Here is a 17,933-nt window from a genome sequence, read left to right on the forward strand (position 1 = left end):
TGAATCGCCACGAGTTCAGTAGACACTCCTGAGCCATAATGTCGGGCACAAGGAGAAGGTATGAGTGGAAAGCGGTACACAGAGGAATTCAAGATTGCAGCGGTCAAGCAGGTGGCACAGGGCGGTCACCCAGCGAGCGAAGTAGCGGCACGGCTCGGGATAAGCATCCACAGTCTGTACGCTTGGACGAAGCGCTACGGCGTGCCCGAGGCGGAGCGAAAGGCTGCTGATAGCCGGTCCGACGAGATGCGGCGCCTGAAGGCCGAGCTGAAGCGCGTCACGGAGGAGCGTGACATATTGAAAAAGGCCGCGGTGTACTTTGCCAAGACGTCCGGGTAAGGTACACCTTAATTGCTCAGTTACAGGACCAATTCCCGGTGCGCCGGCTGTGCAAAGTGCTTGAGGTGCATCCGAGTGGCTTCTATGCCTGGCGCCTGAACCCCGAAAGCAATCGTGCTAGGGAAGACAAGCGCCTTCTGGTTCCCATCAAGGAATCGTGGCTGGAAAGCGGCAGCGTGTACGGTTATCGCAAAGTCAGCGACGACCTGCGCGAGCTTGGTGAACAATGCGGTATCAATCGCGTCCACCGTCTTATGAAGTCGGCCGGAATTCATTCGCAAACCGGCTACGCCAAGCGGAAATATAAACGCGGCGGTGCCCCTTCGCTGGTGGCGCGTAATCATCTACAGCGCCAGTTCGACGTACAGGAACCGAACCGCGTTTGGGTGACGGACATCACGTACATTCGCACTTACGAAGGCTGGCTTTATCTGGCCGTTGTACTGRACCTGTTTTCGCGTCAGGTGGTCGGCTGGTCGATGAGTTCTCGAATCGATCGCGAGCTTGCGATGACTGCGCTCTTGATGGCCGTCTGGCGTCGGCAACCCAAGAATACGGTGATGGTGCATTCTGATCAGGGCAGTCAGTTCAGTAGTTACGACTGGCGCGACTTCCTGGATCAGCACAATCTGCAGCAAAGCATGAGCCGACGAGGAAACTGCCACGATAACGCCGTCGCCGARAGCTTCTTCCAGCTCCTGAAACGGGAACGAATCCGACGCAAGACATATGGCACCCGAGAAGAAGCAAAGCAGGATGTCTTCGATTACATCGAGATGTTTTACAATCCGAAGCGCCGGCACAGCTTCAGCAATGACTTGTCGCCGGTCGAGTATGAAAAGCAGTATTTCAAGCGGCTCGCGAGTGTCTAGGAAACTCGTGGCGATTCANAAGCGCCGGCACAGCTTCAGCAATGACTTGTCGCCGGTCGAGTATGAAAAGCAGTATTTCAAGCGGCTCGCGAGTGTCTAGGAAACTCGTGGCGATTCACTACTCAGCGTTTTGGAAACCGAGACGTGCCCTACATCGAGCCGCAGCGCGTCGAGGAATCGAAGTGGGTGCGTGTACTGATTGCAAAGGATGCCATTAGCACCGGCTGGGACTGCCCACGGGCAGAGGTCATGGTCTCTTTCCGCACAGTGAATGACAAGACCCAGATTACACAGCTTCTGGGTCGTATGGTACGTTCGCCGTTGGCCCGCCGGATTCCTGGTAATGACCGCTTGAATGCGGTGGACTGCCTGCTGCCAAAGTTCAATCGCCAGGCCGTGGAGCAGGTGGTTGATGAATTGACGACCGGGAAAGACTCAGCAACGCCTGGGCGCGTCTTAACTGACTATGTGGAAGTGAAGCCAAACCCTGCTGTGCCTGCTACTGTGTGGGAGGCATTCGAGGCCTTGCCCTCACAGACCCGGCCGCAGCGTGGTGCAAAACCTGCAGTTAGGTTAACTGCGCTGGCGCATGAGTTGGCCTCCGATGGCATTCTATTCAGCGCTGGCAATTTCGCGCATTCTCAAATGCATGAGGCCCTTGACAGATTTCAAGCAGACAACGTAGACAAGATCAGGGGTAAGCGCCAGTCGGTGCTAGTGGTAGAGGGCAAGACCGTAAAAGCGGATATGTTGGGCAAGGGCCGGAGTCTGGAACAATTTTGGGAGGATGCTGACGTGGCAGTGATCGACGATGCTTACCGTCGTGCTGCGCGTATCTTCAGCCCTGCAATCTCAAAATCCTATGTTGACCATCTGGCTAGCAAGATAGCTGATCGCGATGATGACCCTGAAGCGTTTTTGTAAGCCATTGTTGAATCCCGTGTAACCGTTGCTGGTTTGGGTCTTGTGATGGAAGCGCAGGCCTATTTTGATGCAGAGGCGGACAGGCTGGCGAAGGCTTGGCTATCGAAATTTGAGGCGCAGATTCACGCTCTGAGCGACGACCGCAAGGAGTCTTATCGGCAGATCATTGAAATGAGTACCGAACCGCAAGATATGGGATTGGTAAAGCCAGAAGCCCGTTATGAAGCAACTAAAGTACGCGAGAAAGACGAGGTCAAGAGTTTGCCGGTCTGGGACAGGCATCTACTATGCGATCAGGCTGGAACCTATCCTGCTGAGTTTAAGAGCACGTGGGAGCCAATGGTCGTGGAGGCCGAGTCCAAACGGAATGGCTTTTTATTCTGGTATCGCAATCCGTCGCAGCCAGGACAATCTTCACTCGGAATTGCGTACGAGAAAGCTGGCCATTATAGGATCGTTCGGCCTGACTTCCTTTTTTTCGCTGAGCAAGATGGCATGCCGGTAGTTGACCTAATTGACCCACATGGGCTGCACCTTGATGATGCATTGCCTAAGCTACAAGGGTTGGCGTTGTACGCAGGGAATCATATGAATTTTTTCCGACGGATCGAGTCCATTGCTCAGGTGAAGGGCAAGCTGCGCACGCTTGATTTGAAGCGACAAGACGTACGCGCAGCGATTTCCGCTGCCCAAGATGCAGAAGTGTTGTTCAGTAGTGGGCTAGCAGACGACTACCAATAATCTCGCTACGAGTGAGGCTCTAGAGCATTACACAAGTCCGTGTGCGTTGTGCTGATCATGGCATTCCCAAGTCTTCACGGACACTTCCGTTAGGCGCTCTAGATGCCTGCAGGGTACAGGTGGGCGAAACCAAGACCATAGACCAAAGATGCCTTGATTGGCCGACCGTCTCCAGGAGGCGTAACCGCCGAACCCGTTATTGAGAAAACTGCTTTATACGCCAGTCTATGCGGTTCGTCATTTGCACGGACATCAGTACATCCGTACCCATGAGGTTGGTTGACCTGGCGGCGATTCTTGATCTGTTTTCACGCCAGGCCATTGCATTGATTCGTAGTATATTGTTGCCTTTATCAACCTATGCTCACTTGACCTTGCTTTACTACAGATTCGCTTTTACTGGCACACTTGATTTCCGTTAAGCGGTGTCGAGTTCACGCTCTTATTAGTGCGGGTATTTCATAAAATATTGTATCGATAGCGATTTTTGATCCTTTTGTAACAGAGCTGCGGAAATCTTGCAGACCAAGAGGAATCACAAAGGAGAGATTAATTGACCTGGTTAGTCGGAGCTACTGCTTTTAACGGATTGGTATGCGTCGCGGACGTTCAAGCAACTTTTGAGTACTTAGATAAATCTCGACCCCCAAAATACTTTAATTGCGTACGAAAACTGCATCGAGTATATAAAAATCTGTATATAGGGTTTAGTGGAGATATACGTAGCGGCTTGCTGATGATTGAGCGTTTGCGGGCCGAAATGCAAGTCAGTTACGAGGTGAATGAATTATTTGATATCGAGGGGCAGCTCTCGAAGTTGCAAGGCTATTTGTATCAAATATATCGTGAATATAATCCTTATAAAGATCCGCAACTCGATTTAATGTTCTATTGGCTTAAACAAGAGGGCGAAAGTCCCTTCTTTGAGCCCGCCTGCATGCGTTTTATTGCGCCACGTTTTGGTAATAGTGGTATCGGGTTACTGCAAATTAACCAGTCTGGATCAGGGAAGCGTTCTGCCGAATTTCAGGCACTGGTTGACTTTCTCTCCGGCAGGCAGCCGCGCGAGGATTTTCGGGAGAAAATATTTGGGCAAATTTCGGTGACTCCTTCAATGTGGACGGCAAGTAAAATACGGACTTTGCTAGTTAAAGAAGGGGGGAATGTAAATTACGCAGGCGTTAGCAAAACGTTTTTATCGGTCATTGCAGAGTTGGGATGGAATCGAACAGTTAGTGAAGTTACTAATAACAACTTAATGAATGCGCTTGAGGGAGTCGGATTTGAGCGATGGCAAGAAAAGACGCGCGCCGATACCTTGCATATGTACTCATTCGATCCACAAGGTTTTATCAAAGGGTTAACAGAGCTCGCTGGCAGCAATCCTGAAAAGCATAATCAAATTTTAGAGGCTATTCGCGCGTACAAAGCTGAGGAGAGTCTTGTTCCGCTTTGTGAACTTCCAGACTTTCACGAAGAACTTCATCAAGGTGAAGGCGAGAATGTTGACATAGCGAGTTTGTGCTCAACATGGTCGGATATGGAGCAGTTCATGAAGCGAAATAGGATACGTATCGGTGAGTGCACGGCCATGGCATAAATGGACGACAAGCTTGGGATATAGTCGAACGGCTTTTATGCAGTAGTAAGTTATACATCGCGTTACTTCGACTGTAGTAATGAACCTGTTGCGCGCGATGTATAATGCTCATTCGATGCCGCACTGACATTCAGATGGACAATATGGTTAGTGCCAATATTGCTCGATCGGAGCAGTGGTCTCAGCAATTAGTTGGCATTCTCGAAAAATATGATTAAGAACTACGTGTAATTTAGTCGCGTCATAATTTCCTTTTAAGAGTGTTTGCTGAGTTTGGCCAAGGAATTCTTGGGTGTAGGTATCCTTATATTCTAAACTTCCCTGATACACTTCCCGTTCTTTTTTATAGTTTGTCCATATGACTCTTGCGTCAGGCTTTCCTTTAAGGCGCAAGTCGAGGTAACATTCGATAGCGGCAGCGCGCCTGTTTATGTCGCCGTCCATTATGCCTTGCGGGCCAAGTGCTGGGAATTCACGAAATTCATCAAGTTCAGGTAATACCATCGCACGCATGTTGGGCGGCAACTTATATCTCTGCACTTCCCCAAAGGCTCCCCATCCTTCCGCATCATTATCGAAGAGGACAAGAAGCTTGTTCTGTAAGTCGATCTTAACCAGACCTTCGGCGAACTTAACTAAACTTCCAGTGCCTGAGAATGGATGTCGTTGGCTGACATCTATAAACCTAAAAAAGTCATGAACTTCTGGCGTGAGCAACGAGAGTGCATGGTTTAGAATGTGTACATCCGAACTACCTTCAGTAGCAATCAAAAATGTATGTTCACGACGCGCACCTGGCTCGAAATCGGACTCATCAGCCCATCCATTCTCAATCATTGGGCCATAATTCCATATAATGTCAGCAGCGAGATTCGACTCGACCAATGCCAGCATTCGTAGCACAGCATATGGATGAAGAATTCTTACCAAGGCACTGAAGTAACTAGCTTCAGAATGCGCTAAACGGTCGTCCGAACTTGGAATGCGGTCAAATGCAGGATCAAGTTGGAAGCGGCGCGAAAGTTGTTCTTCATCATCCACACGAGGTGGTACAAAGGTATTGTCCAAAGCGAGTATAGGATGTCTTGTTAAGAATTCGATAAACTCAAAGAATTGAAGCGGGCGACGGGGCAGTAAGGAAGGGGCATTATCCCTGATGATCTGCTTTGTTAGCCATTCAAACTGCTCCATCTTCCATTTGAACCACTCGTCAGCACAATCGTCGTATTGTCTGCGAACAGTATCAACTGTGTAGCCTAAAAGCTCCAGGCGGGGTACTGTTGATCTCAACGATCTGACTAACGCCTTCGCCCTCTGGTCTATCTTTGTGTCGTTGCCTTCATAATCATTGTAGCTAATCTGGTCAGGACGGAGACGCGTCCGGTCACCACCTTGAAAAAGCACGCCGTGATCGTATCCCCGACCGTTCCTACTCCAATCGAGCGCTACGGTACCAACCTTTAAGTCCATTACAGTTCTCATTGTGTGCTCTGCGCGTATTCGGGTCAAAAAGCTTATTGTGTCACACTGGTTCTGTTTATCCAATCATCGCCGAAACGCCATGGCAGTGTCCATTCTTCGATAACTAGTTTAGCGCGAGAACGGCGGTCATTCGATTCTCGGTGCAACTCTCTGTGCAATTGCGTCGCTACTTGAAGAACCACCATATGAGATTGGACGCATTGCAAATCTTGCCAATTCAGTAGCAAGGCTTCACTCGTACGGCAAGGGCAACGAACAGCATCACTTCGGCATGTCGGCTGCGGTCAAAGAGCATGGGGAACTGGCACTCAAGGCGTTGGGGCTTATCTCACGAGAATTCGGGTGGCATGTTAAAAGTAATTACTTGTTCCCGATAGGTAAGCGTCTTCACTCCAAGGCCCGCCTAAACCTCTAAAAAAGTGCTTTCCAGTGCAATTTAGCGAAATATTTCTTTATTGGAATTTTGCCAGTGCAACGACACTGTGTAGTAAGCGACGGGAAACATGCTTTAGCATAAAAAATTAGAGACCTCGGGCAATACTTCGCGACAATGTCGTGCCCGTGTGCACTTACCACGAACGACTAACGTGAACTTAATTACGGGCCTATAGGCGCGGGCGGTGAGCAACAGGACTGTAGCAGCTCCGGTACACCAGCGGTACACTCGTAGCTTTTTCCAATGTTACGTAAATTTCGCTAACTCATTGATTCGTTGTATACTATTACCTTCACCAACCTACGCTTACCTGACCTCGATTTACCTACGGACCTGGTTTTGCTGGCAAACTCATAATCCGTTGGTGCCCGGTTCGACTCCGGGGAGGCCTACCAATTTCCGTCGCCCGCAGCCCGGACAGCAGCCCAACGCTTCACCAGCTATTCAATGGTCATCGGCGCTTGGCGCAACAAGCCATCGCGACTTCGTGCCAACTGCCGCTGGCCAGTTACGGCGTCACCGCCAGTGCCTTGGCATCCTCACTTTCCGATATACCGTCCGCAGCGTATGCAGCCGGATCAGCCCCAGCGGCGTCGCGTGTCCGATGCCATTACAAAGGTCCTAGGCCGCGATCTGGCAGGCAGCGTCATGGCGGCGTCGACTGCGTCGGCTTCGCATGCACGGATGTCCACGCCTGCTGCCGCCCGGCTATTTGTTTAGTTGGGAAAACGACCAAAAGTGAGAATGTGTGATTTCTTCTGGTTCACATTGCTGGCACAATGTCGGTCTGATCAGCAAGCCCAGGGCGCGGAGTACTCCCATGGAAATCAATTCGCTGACCGGCGAGTTCGTGCGTGCGTCCACCGAAGGCGCATTCCTCAAACACAAGCAACCCCAGACCCAGTCGTTGCTGGGTTTCACACTGGTGTTCTGCACCGTGTTCTATCTCGGCTTTTTCGTCACCGACCTCGCCGCACTGGGATGGGGTGCGGAGACGCGCACGCTGCTGGCCGCGCGCATCCTGGTGGCGATCACGGCCGGCAGCGGCGCCTGGCTGGCCTACCGGCGCGCGCTGTCGGTGCGCCGCATGCGCTGCGCCGCCTCGCTGGCAGAAATCGTGGCACTGGCCAGCTTCATGCTCATCTCGACCCGGCGCCCGGACGAGTTCCACTGGCACGCGATGTCGCTGGCGATCATGCTGGTCGTGATTTACCTCTATATTCCGAACCGCCTGCGCTATGCGACCCAGCTGGCGGTCGGCGCCACCCTGGCTTTCGTCGCGCTGGCCGCCGCTTACGGCGACCTGTCGTATCCCGATAAACTGACCATGGGCATGCTGCTGGTGCTGGTGAATACCTTCGGTTTCCTGGCCGCGCGCCGCTTCAACCACGTGTCGCGCGAGGAATACCGTTCCTGGGCGGTGTTGAAACATGCAGCCGAGCGCGATCACCTAACGGGCTGCTTCAACCGCCGCTACCTGCACGAGCAGCTGCTGAAAGGGGAGTGGGCCGGCAGCCTGACCGTCGTCCTGTGCGACATCGACCACTTCAAGCGCATCAACGACACCCATGGCCATGGGGATGGCGACCTGGTCTTGCGCGGCTTCGCGCGCATCCTGCAAGTAGCCACGCGCGAAGGCATCGACAGTGTGGTGCGCTATGGCGGCGAGGAATTCCTGATCGTGTTGCCGGAAACGGATCTGGCGGGGGGCGTCGCTCTCGCTGAACGCCTGCGCGTGACCTTCGCCGCCACCGAGGTCGTCTCGAACGACGGCGCCACCCGCGTACGGGCCACGGCCAGCTTCGGCGTCGCGACCGTCGAGCTGGCGCAACTGGCCTTCGATATGCCGCTGCGGCACCTGATCGACGCGGCCGACGAGCTGATGTACCAGGCCAAGCGCAACGGCCGCGACCGGATCGAATCGCTGCAGCTGGCCTGAGGCCCGTTCAGCTTTCCAGCATCAGCGTCAGGGCGCCGTGGCGGTCGAGCGCATAGCGCTGCAGGTCGCTCGCCAGGAACAGGTTGCCGTCATAGGCGGCGCGTGCCTCGGCCTCGATGTCGGCCATCGAGGGGCCGTTGCCGACCTGCTGGTAGCGCGGACTGAAATGGGTCAGGATCAGGTTCGGCACGCCGGCGCCCTGGGCAAAGGCGGCGGTGGCGCGCGCCGAGCTGTGCTGCGGGCCGGGGCCGACTTTCTGCAGCACCTCTTCCGTATAAGTCGCTTCGTGCACCAGCACCTGGGCGTCCTGCGCCTGCGCGGCCAGCAGCGGCGGAGTGTCGTTGTCGCCGGCGACGATGATCTTGCGCGGGCGCCGGCCCGGCAAGACGTAGTCGTTGCTGCGCGCCACGCGGCAATCCGGCAGGTCGATGTCCTCGCCGCGCTGGAGCTGGCCCCAGCCGGGGCCGGAGGCGATGCCGTCGCGTTCGAGCTTGGCGGTGTCGAGGCGGCGCTCGATGCTTTTTTCGGTGAGCGTGAAGGCAAACGAGGGCACGCGGTGCGACAGTTCGGTCGCCTCGACGCGGAAGTCGGGCAGCGACTCCAGCGTCCAGCCGGCTTCGATGGCGGCGAATTCGACCGGGTAGGGCAGGCGCAGCTCGGTGCTCTCCATTACGCCGCGCACGAAGCGTTCGACCGCCGGCGGCCCGGCGATCAGCAGCGGTTCGCTGCGGTTCAGGAGCCCGGCGCTGGCGAGCAGGCCGGGCAGGCCGTAGCAATGGTCGCCATGGATGTGGGTGATGAAGATTGCCCGCAGGCTGATCGGCGAATAATGGGTGCGCAGGATGCGGTGCTGCGTGCCTTCGCCGCAGTCGACCAGGTACCAGTGCTTCGAACCGGACGCGCGCAGCGCCAGACCCGAGACGTTGCGTGCGCGGCTCGGGGTGCCGGAAGAGGTGCCCAGGAATTGCAATTCCATGTGTCGATCCTTGTTTTGACGCGCGTTCGCAGCCCATTATGCGCGAACCGGGATAAGGCGGCGGACAATTGCCGAGCAACGACAAGCTTGTCAGGATGACAGGACATTTCATCAAATCGCGTTGGTAGAAATAATATGTCATCCCGATTTTTGTAGGAAGATGCCTACAAACAACACTAATTGCTTTTTCCTTGTGATGCATATAGCTGGGCTGTAGAATTTGCCGCATACGTTTTCGTCAATTTGACCAAGCCGGCGCGCCTGCCGCGCTCCGCGGCCCATGCCCCTCCGAACCACTTTCAGCCTGCGCCCCTGGCGCGATGCACGCGTCTACCTGCGGGCCAGCGTCTTGCGCAAACTGGTGCTGCTGCTCGTGCTGGTACTGCCGTTGGTCTGGCTGTTCGCGGTGCATAAACGCGACCAGCTCAGCGAGGTGGCGCGCGACGAAAGCAACCGCAACGTCAAGAACCTGGCCCATGCCTTCGCCGAGGAAGTGCAGTCGAGCATCGTCACGATCGACCTGTCGCTGAGCCAGCTGCGGCTGAGCTGGTTGCGCAATCCGGAGCACTTCGGGGACATCGTCACGGAACTCAATACGCACCTGCAGGGCCGGTTGCGCATCAACGTCGTGGTCACCGATGTCGAAGGACGCCTGGTGTTCTCGAGCATTCCCGGCGCCCCCCGACACCTCGACCTGAGCGACCGCGAGCACATCGCCACCCATCTTCAAGGCGGGCGTGGCGACCGCTTGTATATCGGCAAGCCGCTTAAGGGACGGCTGTCGGGCCGCTGGACGGTGCAGTTTTCAAGGCCGATCATCGATGCCGATGGCAAGACGGTGGGCGTGATCGTCGGCGGCGTCGCGCCGGCCTATTTCTCGCGCTTTTACAGCACCATCGACCTGGGCGCGAATGCCTCGATCGCGCTGGTGCGCACCGACGGCATCGTCGTGGCCCGCACCACGCAAGACCTGACCATGCGCGACAGCGGCAGGCTGCTCACCGGCTTTCCCTATACGACGGTCAACAGCACGGCGGGCGGCACCTTTCACCGTGTGAGCCGCCTGGACGGCGTCGAACGCAACTACGGCTGGCGCGCGCTGCCCCAGTACGGCCTGCTGGTGACGGTGGGACAATCGGTGCAGGACGCCAACGCGCGCTATGCGCAGCAGAAGGAAGTGCTGGCGATGGCGGGCCTGGCCGTGTCGCTGCTGCTGGCCCTGGCCGGCTGGGCCGCGCTGGCCGCCGCCGACCACCGCCGCCGCGCCGTCGCCTCGCTGGCGGCCGCCGAGGCGCGCTGGAAGCTGGCGCTCAACGCCGCCGGCGAGGGCGTCTGGGACTACAGTTTCGGCAACCGCATGGTGACCCTGTCGCCGAGCGCCCGGGGCATCATCGACGCCGAAGGCACGCTGCTGCCGTTCGACCGCGACGCCTTTGCCCTGATGTCCCATCCGGAAGACCTGGCCGCCGTGCTGCACGCGCTCGACGCCCACCTCGCCGGCCACACGCCCGACTACACGGCCCAGTACCGCACCCGCCTGCGCAACGGCAACTGGCGCTGGATCCTGGCGCGCGGCCAGGTCGCCGGACGCGACACCGGCGGGCAGCCGCTACGCATCGTCGGCACCGTGGCCGACATCGACGCGCGCAAACTCCAGGAAGAGCAGATCCGCCACCTGGCCCACCACGACATGCTGACCGGCCTGCCGAACCGCCTGCTGCTGCGCGACCGCCTGCGCCAGGCCCTACTGGCCGCCGAGCGCGCCGAGCACCGGCTGGCCGTCATCTTCTTCGACCTGGACAAGTTCAAGCCCGTCAACGACAGCTACGGCCATGCCGTCGGCGACGTGCTGCTGCAGCAGGTTGCCACCCGTCTGCGCGCCACGCTGCGCGCCTCGGACACGCTGGCGCGCCTGGGCGGCGACGAATTCGTCGTGCTGCTGCCGCGGGTGAACGGCAGCGGAGATGCGAGAAAGGTGGCCGAGGATATCCTGCGCGAACTGAACCGGCCCTTCATGACCGAGGGCTTCAGCCTCAACATCTCGGCCAGCCTGGGCGTGGCCGTGTATCCGGATTGCGCGCAGGACGCCGACAGCCTGCTGCGCTGCGCCGACACCGCGATGTACGAGGCCAAGCTGCAGGGCCGCGGCCGCGTGGCCGAGCACGCCGACTGCGAGCGCATCCAGGCCGGCATGTACAAGGACGCCGCCTGACCTGGAGCGTCTGACAGGGCGGTCAGGGCAAGGCGCAGCGCCGAAGACAGTACGAATGTACGGCAAGGTGCTGCAACGCAGCCCTGGCCGTCGTGTCAGACGCGACGCACGTTCTCGATCACGAAGCCGCTGGCCGGCAAAGCCGGTATGCGCGCCAGGTCGATGGCGACATCCTGATCCGGAACGTCATACGCGATCTCGGACGCCAGCAGGCGCAGCGCCGATTTGGTGAGTTCGATGGTGGCCGCCTCGCCCGGGCAGCGGTGGCCCAGGGCCGGATCGCCGCCGCCCTGCGGGATGAGGTCGAAGCCGCTGCCCGGGCGTTCGGCGAAGCGTTCCGGACGGAACAGTTCGCCATCCGGCCAGGTGCCGGCGTGGCGGTTGGTGCCGTACATGTCGAGCAGAACCCAGTCGCCCTTCTCGAAATGCAGGCCGTTCCAGTCGAAAGCCAGGTTCGCGCGTCCGCCCATGGCCGGGATGAAAGGATAATAGCGCCGCACTTCCTGGACGAACATCTCGAGCGTGGCATCGTCGCCGCCGGCCAGGCGCGCGCGCCATTCCGGATAGCCGTGCATGGCCAGCGCGCCGAAGACGATGTAGCGCGCCACCGCCACCGTCGGGCGCAGCACGTTGAGCAGTTCGACGGCGGCGTCGGCGTTGGAGAGCACTTCGCCGTCGGCGTCGCGGTGGAAGGCAATCGCAGCCAGCGGACTCTCAGGATCGGTCGGACGGCCGGCGCGCACGGCCAGGATGTGCTCGCGCGCCCAGCGGTCGGTATGGCGGCGCAGCGCCAGCCCGAGCCAGTTACGCGGGCCGACGGCGCCGGCGCCGTCGATCATGGCCGAGAATTCCGCGGTGCGCATCACCTCCTCTTCGACGCTGGCCAGCGGCACGCCGGCCCAGGCGCAGGCGGCGCGGCACAGCACGGCTTGCGCCTCCTGGATCAGCACCCGGCGCCGCAGGCGCGGCCAGCGCTCGAAGCGCTCGCGCCAGCCGGCCTCGGCCAGCGCCACCAGGCGCGCGCGCGAGGCCGGCGACTGCAGCGACATCATCATCGCCTTGCGCACCCGATGCATCTCGCCGTCGAGCACATGCGCACTGCCGTGGCCTTGCAGCGAGGCCATGGCGGTCGGCGGCAGCGCGCCCTTGCGCGTGAAGCGGCCGGGTTGGTAAAACATGCGCGCCGCCGCCTCGCCGCGCATGCAGACCACGGCGCGCAGCATCAGGCGGGTGCCGAAGATGTCCGAGCCGAGCTCGTCGCAGCGGTTGCCGATGAAGCGGTAGCCCTCTTCAAGCAGGGCGATCGTGTTGTCGAAACCTTGCGCCTGGGGAATGGCGCGGTGGACGGGCAGGGCGGTGGCAGGGGGCGCGTTCATGATGGGTCTCCTTTTGCGCCGAGTGTGCCAGAGCGCGCCTGTTCCGAATGTGCGCTGGCGCGCGCACGGCAGGCTTGTCGCGTTTTACACAACACTGGCGGGATGGCGATGCCGGGATCGGCGTCCTGGCGTTCATGCGCACACCGACGGCATGGCGCGATGGGCGTCTTGCGGCGCGTCAGGCGCGCGTTGCGCCGCTGCGGGAACCGGACGGCCGCGCGGCGTTCCAAGCCATTACCGGTGCGGATGCCTCGCCTGCGTGCCCATGTCGGGTGGCAGGAGCGTCCGCACCTGGTTCATCGGGAGTCGCCATGAGCCGTTACCGCAAGCGCTTGCCTCAGCTCGACGGCCGCCTGTTCCTGGCCGACGCCGGGCTGGAAACCGTACTGTCCTTCCAGCAGGATTTCGAGTTGCCCTTCTTCGCTTCCTTCGTGCTGCTGCGGAACGCGCGCGGTCGCGAAGCCCTGCGCAATTACTTCGAAGGCTTTGCGCGCATGGCCCAGGCGCACCGCGCCGGGCTGGTGCTGGAAACGCCGACCTGGCGCGCCAACCCCGACTGGGGGCAGAAGCTGGGCTACAAGGCGCTGGCCCTCGCCGACGCCAACCGCGAGGCGGTGGCGCTGGTCGCCGGCGTGCGCGCCGCCTACGACAGCCCGGCCACGCCGATTGTCGTCAGCGGCAACCTGGGCCCGCGCGGCGACGGCTACCGCATCGAACACCGCATGAGCGTTGCCGCCGCCCACGACTACCACCTGGCGCAGATCGCCACCTTTTCCGGCACCGAGGCCGACATGGTCGCGGCATTTACGATGACCTATCCCGACGAGGCGATCGGCATCGTCGACGCGGCGGCCGCCTGCGAGATGCCGGTCGCGATTTCCTTCACGCTGGAGGTCAATGGGCGCCTGCCCTCGGGCGACGCCCTGTCCGAGGCCATCCTGCGCACCGATGCCGAGACCGGCAGCTACGCCGCCTATTACATGGTCAATTGCCTGCACCCCAGCCACCTGGCGCCGGCGTTGACGGGCAGCGGCGCCTGGCGCGAGCGCCTGCACGGGCTGCGCGCGAACGCCTCGCGCCGCAGCCATGCCGAACTCGACGAGGCGACCGAACTCGACGCCGGCGATCCGGACGCGCTGGGCGAAGACTATCTCGCGCTGCGCCAGGTCTTGCCGCGCATGAATGTAGTAGGAGGATGCTGCGGCACCGACGAGCGCCATGTGGCCGCGATCGCGCAGCGCCTGGGCGCGCGGCCGGCGCGCGCCGTGCCCTCCTAGTCCTGAACGGGGCGCGTGTTCAGTGCAGGCTCGGCGTCGCCGGCGGATTGGCCGTGTCAGCCTGCGCGCTCGCGCGCGGCAGGTAGATGGCGATCGTCGTGCCCTGGCCAACGACGCTGGCGATGCGGATGTGGCCACCGCTCTGGCGCACGAAGCCGTGGGCCATCGACAGACCCAGGCCCGTGCCTTTACCCTCAGGCTTCGTCGTGAAAAAGGGTTCGAAGGCACGCTCGATGACTTCCGGCGGCATACCTTCGCCGGTGTCGGCCACGGCGATGCGGACATAGTCTCCGGGTGTGAGTTCCGGGTCGTCGGCGGCGTCGTCGCTGTCGATCGTGCGGTTTTCCAGGGCGATCGTCACCTTGCCCTGGCCGTCCATGGCGTCGCGCGCATTGATGACGAGGTTGAGCAGGACGTTTTCGAGCTGGTTCGGGTCGACCAGGGTAGGCCAGAGGCCGTCCTCGCGCGCGAGCGAGATCGTGACCCCATCGCCGGCGGCGCGGTGCAACAGGCTGTCCATGCGTTCGAGCAGGAGGCCGATGTCGACCAGGCTCGGGTGCAGCGGCTGGCGCCGGGCAAAGGCCAGCAGCTGGGCCGACAGCTTGGTGCCGCGCTCGACGGCGTCGAGGATGTTCTGCAGGCGCTTTTCGCTATTCTTGGAGGAATGCATCAAGAGCTGCACATTCGCGCTGATGATGTGCAGGATGTTGTTGAAGTCGTGGGTCACGCCGCCGGTCAGCTTGCCGACGGCTTCCAGTTTCTGCGAGCGCGCCAGCGCCATGCGCGCCTCGTCCAGGCGCTGCTTGCGCCCCTCCTCGCGCGCCTCCGCTTCGCGCCGCGGCGTGATGTCGCGCAGGAAGGCGCTGGCGCCGTAGCCGGCTTCGGCGGGCAGGGCGGCGACCACGATCTCCACCGGTACCAGGTGGCCGTCGCGGTGGCGCGCCATCAGCTCGGCCGGTTCGCCGATCACCAGCGGCCGGCCGTTGCGGGTGAACTGGGCGAAGCCGCGCTCGCCCGGCACGCGCTCTTCAAACGGCACCAGCAGCTCGCCCACTTCGTGGCCCAGCGCTTCCTCGCGGGTGTAGCCGAACTGCTGGACGGCGCGCCGGTTCCAGTCGGTGATACGGCCCTCGGCGTCCACCGCAACGAAGGCATCGTAGGTCGTTTGCAGGATCACGTCCATGCGCATGCGCTCGGCGTCGATGTGTTCGTAGGACTGGCGCAGTTCGAGCGTCATCGCCTTCGCCAGGCGCACGGCGCGGCGCCGCTCGCTGGCCAGCAGCCAGACCACCAGGGCCAGCAGGAAGCCGAGGCCGATGCCGGTGTTGGCGATGACCTGCGGGCGGCGGGTGTCGAGACGCGCCTCGAAGGAGGGCGAGGAGGCGATGTCGAGCAGCCAGGGGCGGCCGGAAATGGTGGCCGGCAGCGTCAGGCGCAACAGCGGGCGGCGCCAGGCGGCCGCGTCCTGCGAGCGGAACAGCAGGGCGTCCGGGTCGGCGCGGGCGCCGTCGTAGACCGTCACTTGCAGGTCGGCCGCGTGGGCGCCGCCCAGGCCGCGCATCAGGTCGGCCATCCGGAACGGGGCGTACACCCAGCCGACGATGGCGGCGCGCCGCTCGTCGACGCTGGCGACCGGCGCGCCCTTGCGGTAGACCGGCACATACATCAGGAAGCCGGGCTGGGCGTCGCGCCCTTCCTGCACCAGCACCACCTTGCCCGAGAGGGCGGCGGCGCCGCTGTCGCGCGCGGCCTCCATCGCGGCGCGGCGCACCGGTTCGCTGTACATGTCGAAACCGAAGGCGCGCAGGTTGCTTCCCGTAAAAGGTTCGATGTGGGTGATCGTGGTGACGATGCTTCCGGACGGCTGCGGATGCACCTCGTAGCTGCCGAAGCCCTGCGCGCGCATGGCGGCCTCGTGCGCGGCCAGCCGGCCGGGCGGGATGATGCTGGCGATGCCGAGCGCCTGGATACCGGGAAAATGTTCCTGCAGGTTCTGCACCCGGAAATATTCGGCGAAATCACGCCGGTCGATGTCGGTGCTGCCGCGCATGAAGCCGCGCGTGCCGCGCAGTACCTGCTCGTAGACGGCCATGCGCCGCACCGTCGTGTTGACCAGGTCGCGCGAACGGTAGTCGAACTGGGCGGCGAGATCGGCGGCGGCATCGCGCCGCGCGCCGTTCCAGGCGCCCCAGGTGATCAGGAGCGCAATCAGGAACACCAGGCCGGCGGAGATCAGGGGCCCCCATCCCTGGCGGTCGGAAGCGCCGGGGATGGGGGTGGTCTCGTCGGGATCTGGACGCGGCATGTAGTCGGGGTCGCGGTCGGGGTCAATGGGCGGCCGCTGGGCGGCAGGGGAAACTGGGGTCTCGGACAGTCGTGCCGAGACAACTAGGATACGCGGCCAGGCCTTCCACAGGCGCACGGGTGCGGGACAGGCCAGCCGTCCGAAGCCTGGTTTATTTACATAATACAATATTTAGAATGCTACAATCGGCCGCCGCGTTTGCCCGACTGCCTGCTCCACCGACTTCATGACCGACCTCCTTCCGATCCTGCGCCGCCACCGGCTGCCGAGCCTGCTCGCCGGCGCGCTGCTGCTGGTGCTGCTCTGGGGCGCACTGGCGCCGCTGCGCACGCCCAGCCAGGAGCGCAGTTTTACGTTTCCGGCGCAGGCGCGGGGTGCTGATCCGGCGGCGGCGCGCGCGCTGGCATTGCCGCGTGAAATCCGCCTCACCCTCGGCGTGCAGGACGTGCTGCTGCTGCGTAACCGCGACCGCCAGCCCCATGTGTTCGGCCCGCTGCACCTGCTGCCCGGCCAGGAATTCCGCCTGCCGTTCGAGGAAGCGGGCAGCTTCGCCTATGCCTGTCCGGACGTCGCCGGCGGCACGCTGCTGGTGCGCGTGGTGCGCCTGCCCGACCCCGGCTGGGATCGGCTGCGCTGGCGCCTGGAGGCGCTGATCCAGACTCTGCGCACGCTGCCCCTAAAAGCGCCGCAAGGCTAGATCCAAGGCGGCTTTCAGCTCGTCAATTCCACATGATTTCTTGTGCTGCGGATGTCTCCGTCCGGGCCTGCCATGGGTCATGCCGCGTGTCGGCAATCGTGCTGCGGTCTGCCGGGTGATTCTGTCATGATGGGGCATGGCCACGATTTCCCTTCCATTGTTCCCACTGAGCACGGTGCTGTTCCCGGACGGGGTGCTGCCGCTGCAGGTGTTCGAGGCGCGTTACCTCGACATGGTCAGCCGTTGCCTTACCGAAGACACGCCCTTCGGCGTCGTCCTGCTCACGCAAGGCCATGAGGTACGGGCCCGTGGCGGCCAGCCAGAACGTTTCGTCGAAGGCGGCACCCTGGCCACGGTCTGCGATACGGCGGCCACCACGCCGGGTTTGCTGCAGGTGGTCTGCCGCGGCGGCGCGCGCTTCGAAGTCAAATCATCGCAACAAAGACTGAACGGATTGTGGATGGCCGAGGTCGAACTGGTGGAGGACGACCACGCCGTACGCGTGCCCGCCGAATTGCAGGGCGCGTCCGATGCGCTCGACCGGGTGCTGGCCTCGCTGCACGATGTGCCGCAGGAACGCTGGCCGGTGCAGCTGCCGTTCCGGCTGGAAGATTGCGGCTGGGTCGCCAATCGCTGGTGCGAACTGCTGCCTTTGCCGAACACACAGAAGCACAACATGCTCATGCTCGACAATCCGGTGATCCGCCTCGAGCTGCTGCACGATGTGCTGGACGAACATGGCCTGATCACTTCCTGA

The 17,933-nt window shown here is 61.0% G+C and carries 13 protein-coding genes; 9 read left to right on the plus strand and 4 right to left on the minus strand.

All coding sequences use genetic code 11. From position 1 onward, the window contains the following. Positions 1 to 60 precede the first annotated feature (60 nt). The 4 genes from ASF77_RS15900 (at position 61) to ASF77_RS24695 (ending at position 4,476) form a co-directional block, all read left to right on the plus strand. Positions 61 to 1,211, plus strand: a protein-coding gene (locus tag ASF77_RS15900; RefSeq protein WP_156648910.1) for an IS3 family transposase whose coding sequence is annotated in 2 segments (ribosomal slippage) — positions 61 to 301 and positions 301 to 1,211 — 1,152 coding nt in all. Because the reading frame shifts where the segments join, the coding sequence is not laid out codon by codon here. A 144-nt stretch (positions 1,212 to 1,355) separates the two neighbouring features. After that, a complete protein-coding gene (locus ASF77_RS24560; protein WP_082493822.1) occupies positions 1,356 to 2,135 on the plus strand; it encodes a hypothetical protein in 780 nt (259 codons plus the stop codon). A gap of 45 nt (positions 2,136 to 2,180) precedes the next feature. Continuing rightward, a complete protein-coding gene (locus ASF77_RS24565) occupies positions 2,181 to 2,876 on the plus strand; it encodes a hypothetical protein (RefSeq protein WP_082493823.1) in 696 nt (231 codons plus the stop codon). A 553-nt stretch (positions 2,877 to 3,429) separates the two neighbouring features. Continuing rightward, a complete protein-coding gene (locus tag ASF77_RS24695; RefSeq protein WP_200934190.1) occupies positions 3,430 to 4,476 on the plus strand; it encodes a hypothetical protein in 1,047 nt (348 codons plus the stop codon). A 147-nt stretch (positions 4,477 to 4,623) separates the two neighbouring features. Here ASF77_RS24695 and ASF77_RS23735 read toward each other — a convergent pair whose 3' ends face one another. Continuing rightward, a complete protein-coding gene (locus ASF77_RS23735; RefSeq protein ID WP_200934191.1) occupies positions 4,624 to 5,946 on the minus strand; it encodes a HEPN/Toprim-associated domain-containing protein in 1,323 nt (440 codons plus the stop codon). 1,268 nt (positions 5,947 to 7,214) lie between these two features. Here ASF77_RS23735 and ASF77_RS15910 point away from each other — a divergent pair. Further along, positions 7,215 to 8,333 (plus strand): diguanylate cyclase, encoded by a 1,119-nt coding sequence (locus ASF77_RS15910; RefSeq protein ID WP_056341292.1) that lies wholly within the window; start codon positions 7,215 to 7,217, stop codon positions 8,331 to 8,333. 7 nt (positions 8,334 to 8,340) lie between these two features. On the opposite strand, the gene ASF77_RS15915 is transcribed toward ASF77_RS15910, so the two are convergent. Beyond that, complete coding sequence (locus ASF77_RS15915; RefSeq protein ID WP_056341293.1) at positions 8,341 to 9,309, minus strand: MBL fold metallo-hydrolase; 969 nt, start codon at positions 9,307 to 9,309, stop codon at positions 8,341 to 8,343. Between the two features lie 280 nt (positions 9,310 to 9,589). Between ASF77_RS15915 and ASF77_RS15920 the strand changes: the two genes are divergently transcribed. After that, positions 9,590 to 11,521 (plus strand): diguanylate cyclase domain-containing protein, encoded by a 1,932-nt coding sequence (locus ASF77_RS15920; RefSeq protein ID WP_056341295.1) that lies wholly within the window; start codon positions 9,590 to 9,592, stop codon positions 11,519 to 11,521. A gap of 95 nt (positions 11,522 to 11,616) precedes the next feature. Here ASF77_RS15920 and ASF77_RS15925 read toward each other — a convergent pair whose 3' ends face one another. Further along, positions 11,617 to 12,897 (minus strand): cytochrome P450, encoded by a 1,281-nt coding sequence (locus ASF77_RS15925; protein ID WP_056341299.1) that lies wholly within the window; start codon positions 12,895 to 12,897, stop codon positions 11,617 to 11,619. A 311-nt stretch (positions 12,898 to 13,208) separates the two neighbouring features. On the opposite strand from ASF77_RS15925, the gene ASF77_RS15930 reads away from it, so the two are divergent. Then, positions 13,209 to 14,174: a homocysteine S-methyltransferase family protein gene (locus ASF77_RS15930; RefSeq protein ID WP_056341300.1), complete on the plus strand. Its 966-nt coding sequence runs from the start codon at positions 13,209 to 13,211 to the stop codon at positions 14,172 to 14,174. Between the two features lie 19 nt (positions 14,175 to 14,193). On the opposite strand, the gene ASF77_RS15935 is transcribed toward ASF77_RS15930, so the two are convergent. Next, complete coding sequence (locus ASF77_RS15935; RefSeq protein ID WP_056341304.1) at positions 14,194 to 16,479, minus strand: CHASE domain-containing protein; 2,286 nt, start codon at positions 16,477 to 16,479, stop codon at positions 14,194 to 14,196. Between the two features lie 226 nt (positions 16,480 to 16,705). Here ASF77_RS15935 and ASF77_RS15940 point away from each other — a divergent pair, with 226 nt between their 5' ends. Then, positions 16,706 to 17,176 (plus strand): hypothetical protein, encoded by a 471-nt coding sequence (locus ASF77_RS15940; protein WP_056341308.1) that lies wholly within the window; start codon positions 16,706 to 16,708, stop codon positions 17,174 to 17,176. Between the two features lie 136 nt (positions 17,177 to 17,312). After that, positions 17,313 to 17,933 (plus strand): LON peptidase substrate-binding domain-containing protein, encoded by a 621-nt coding sequence (locus ASF77_RS15945; RefSeq protein ID WP_056341310.1) that lies wholly within the window; start codon positions 17,313 to 17,315, stop codon positions 17,931 to 17,933.

The sequence above is a fragment of the Massilia sp. Leaf139 genome (assembly GCF_001424165.1).
Classification (GTDB): Bacteria; Pseudomonadota; Gammaproteobacteria; order Burkholderiales; family Burkholderiaceae_D; genus Telluria.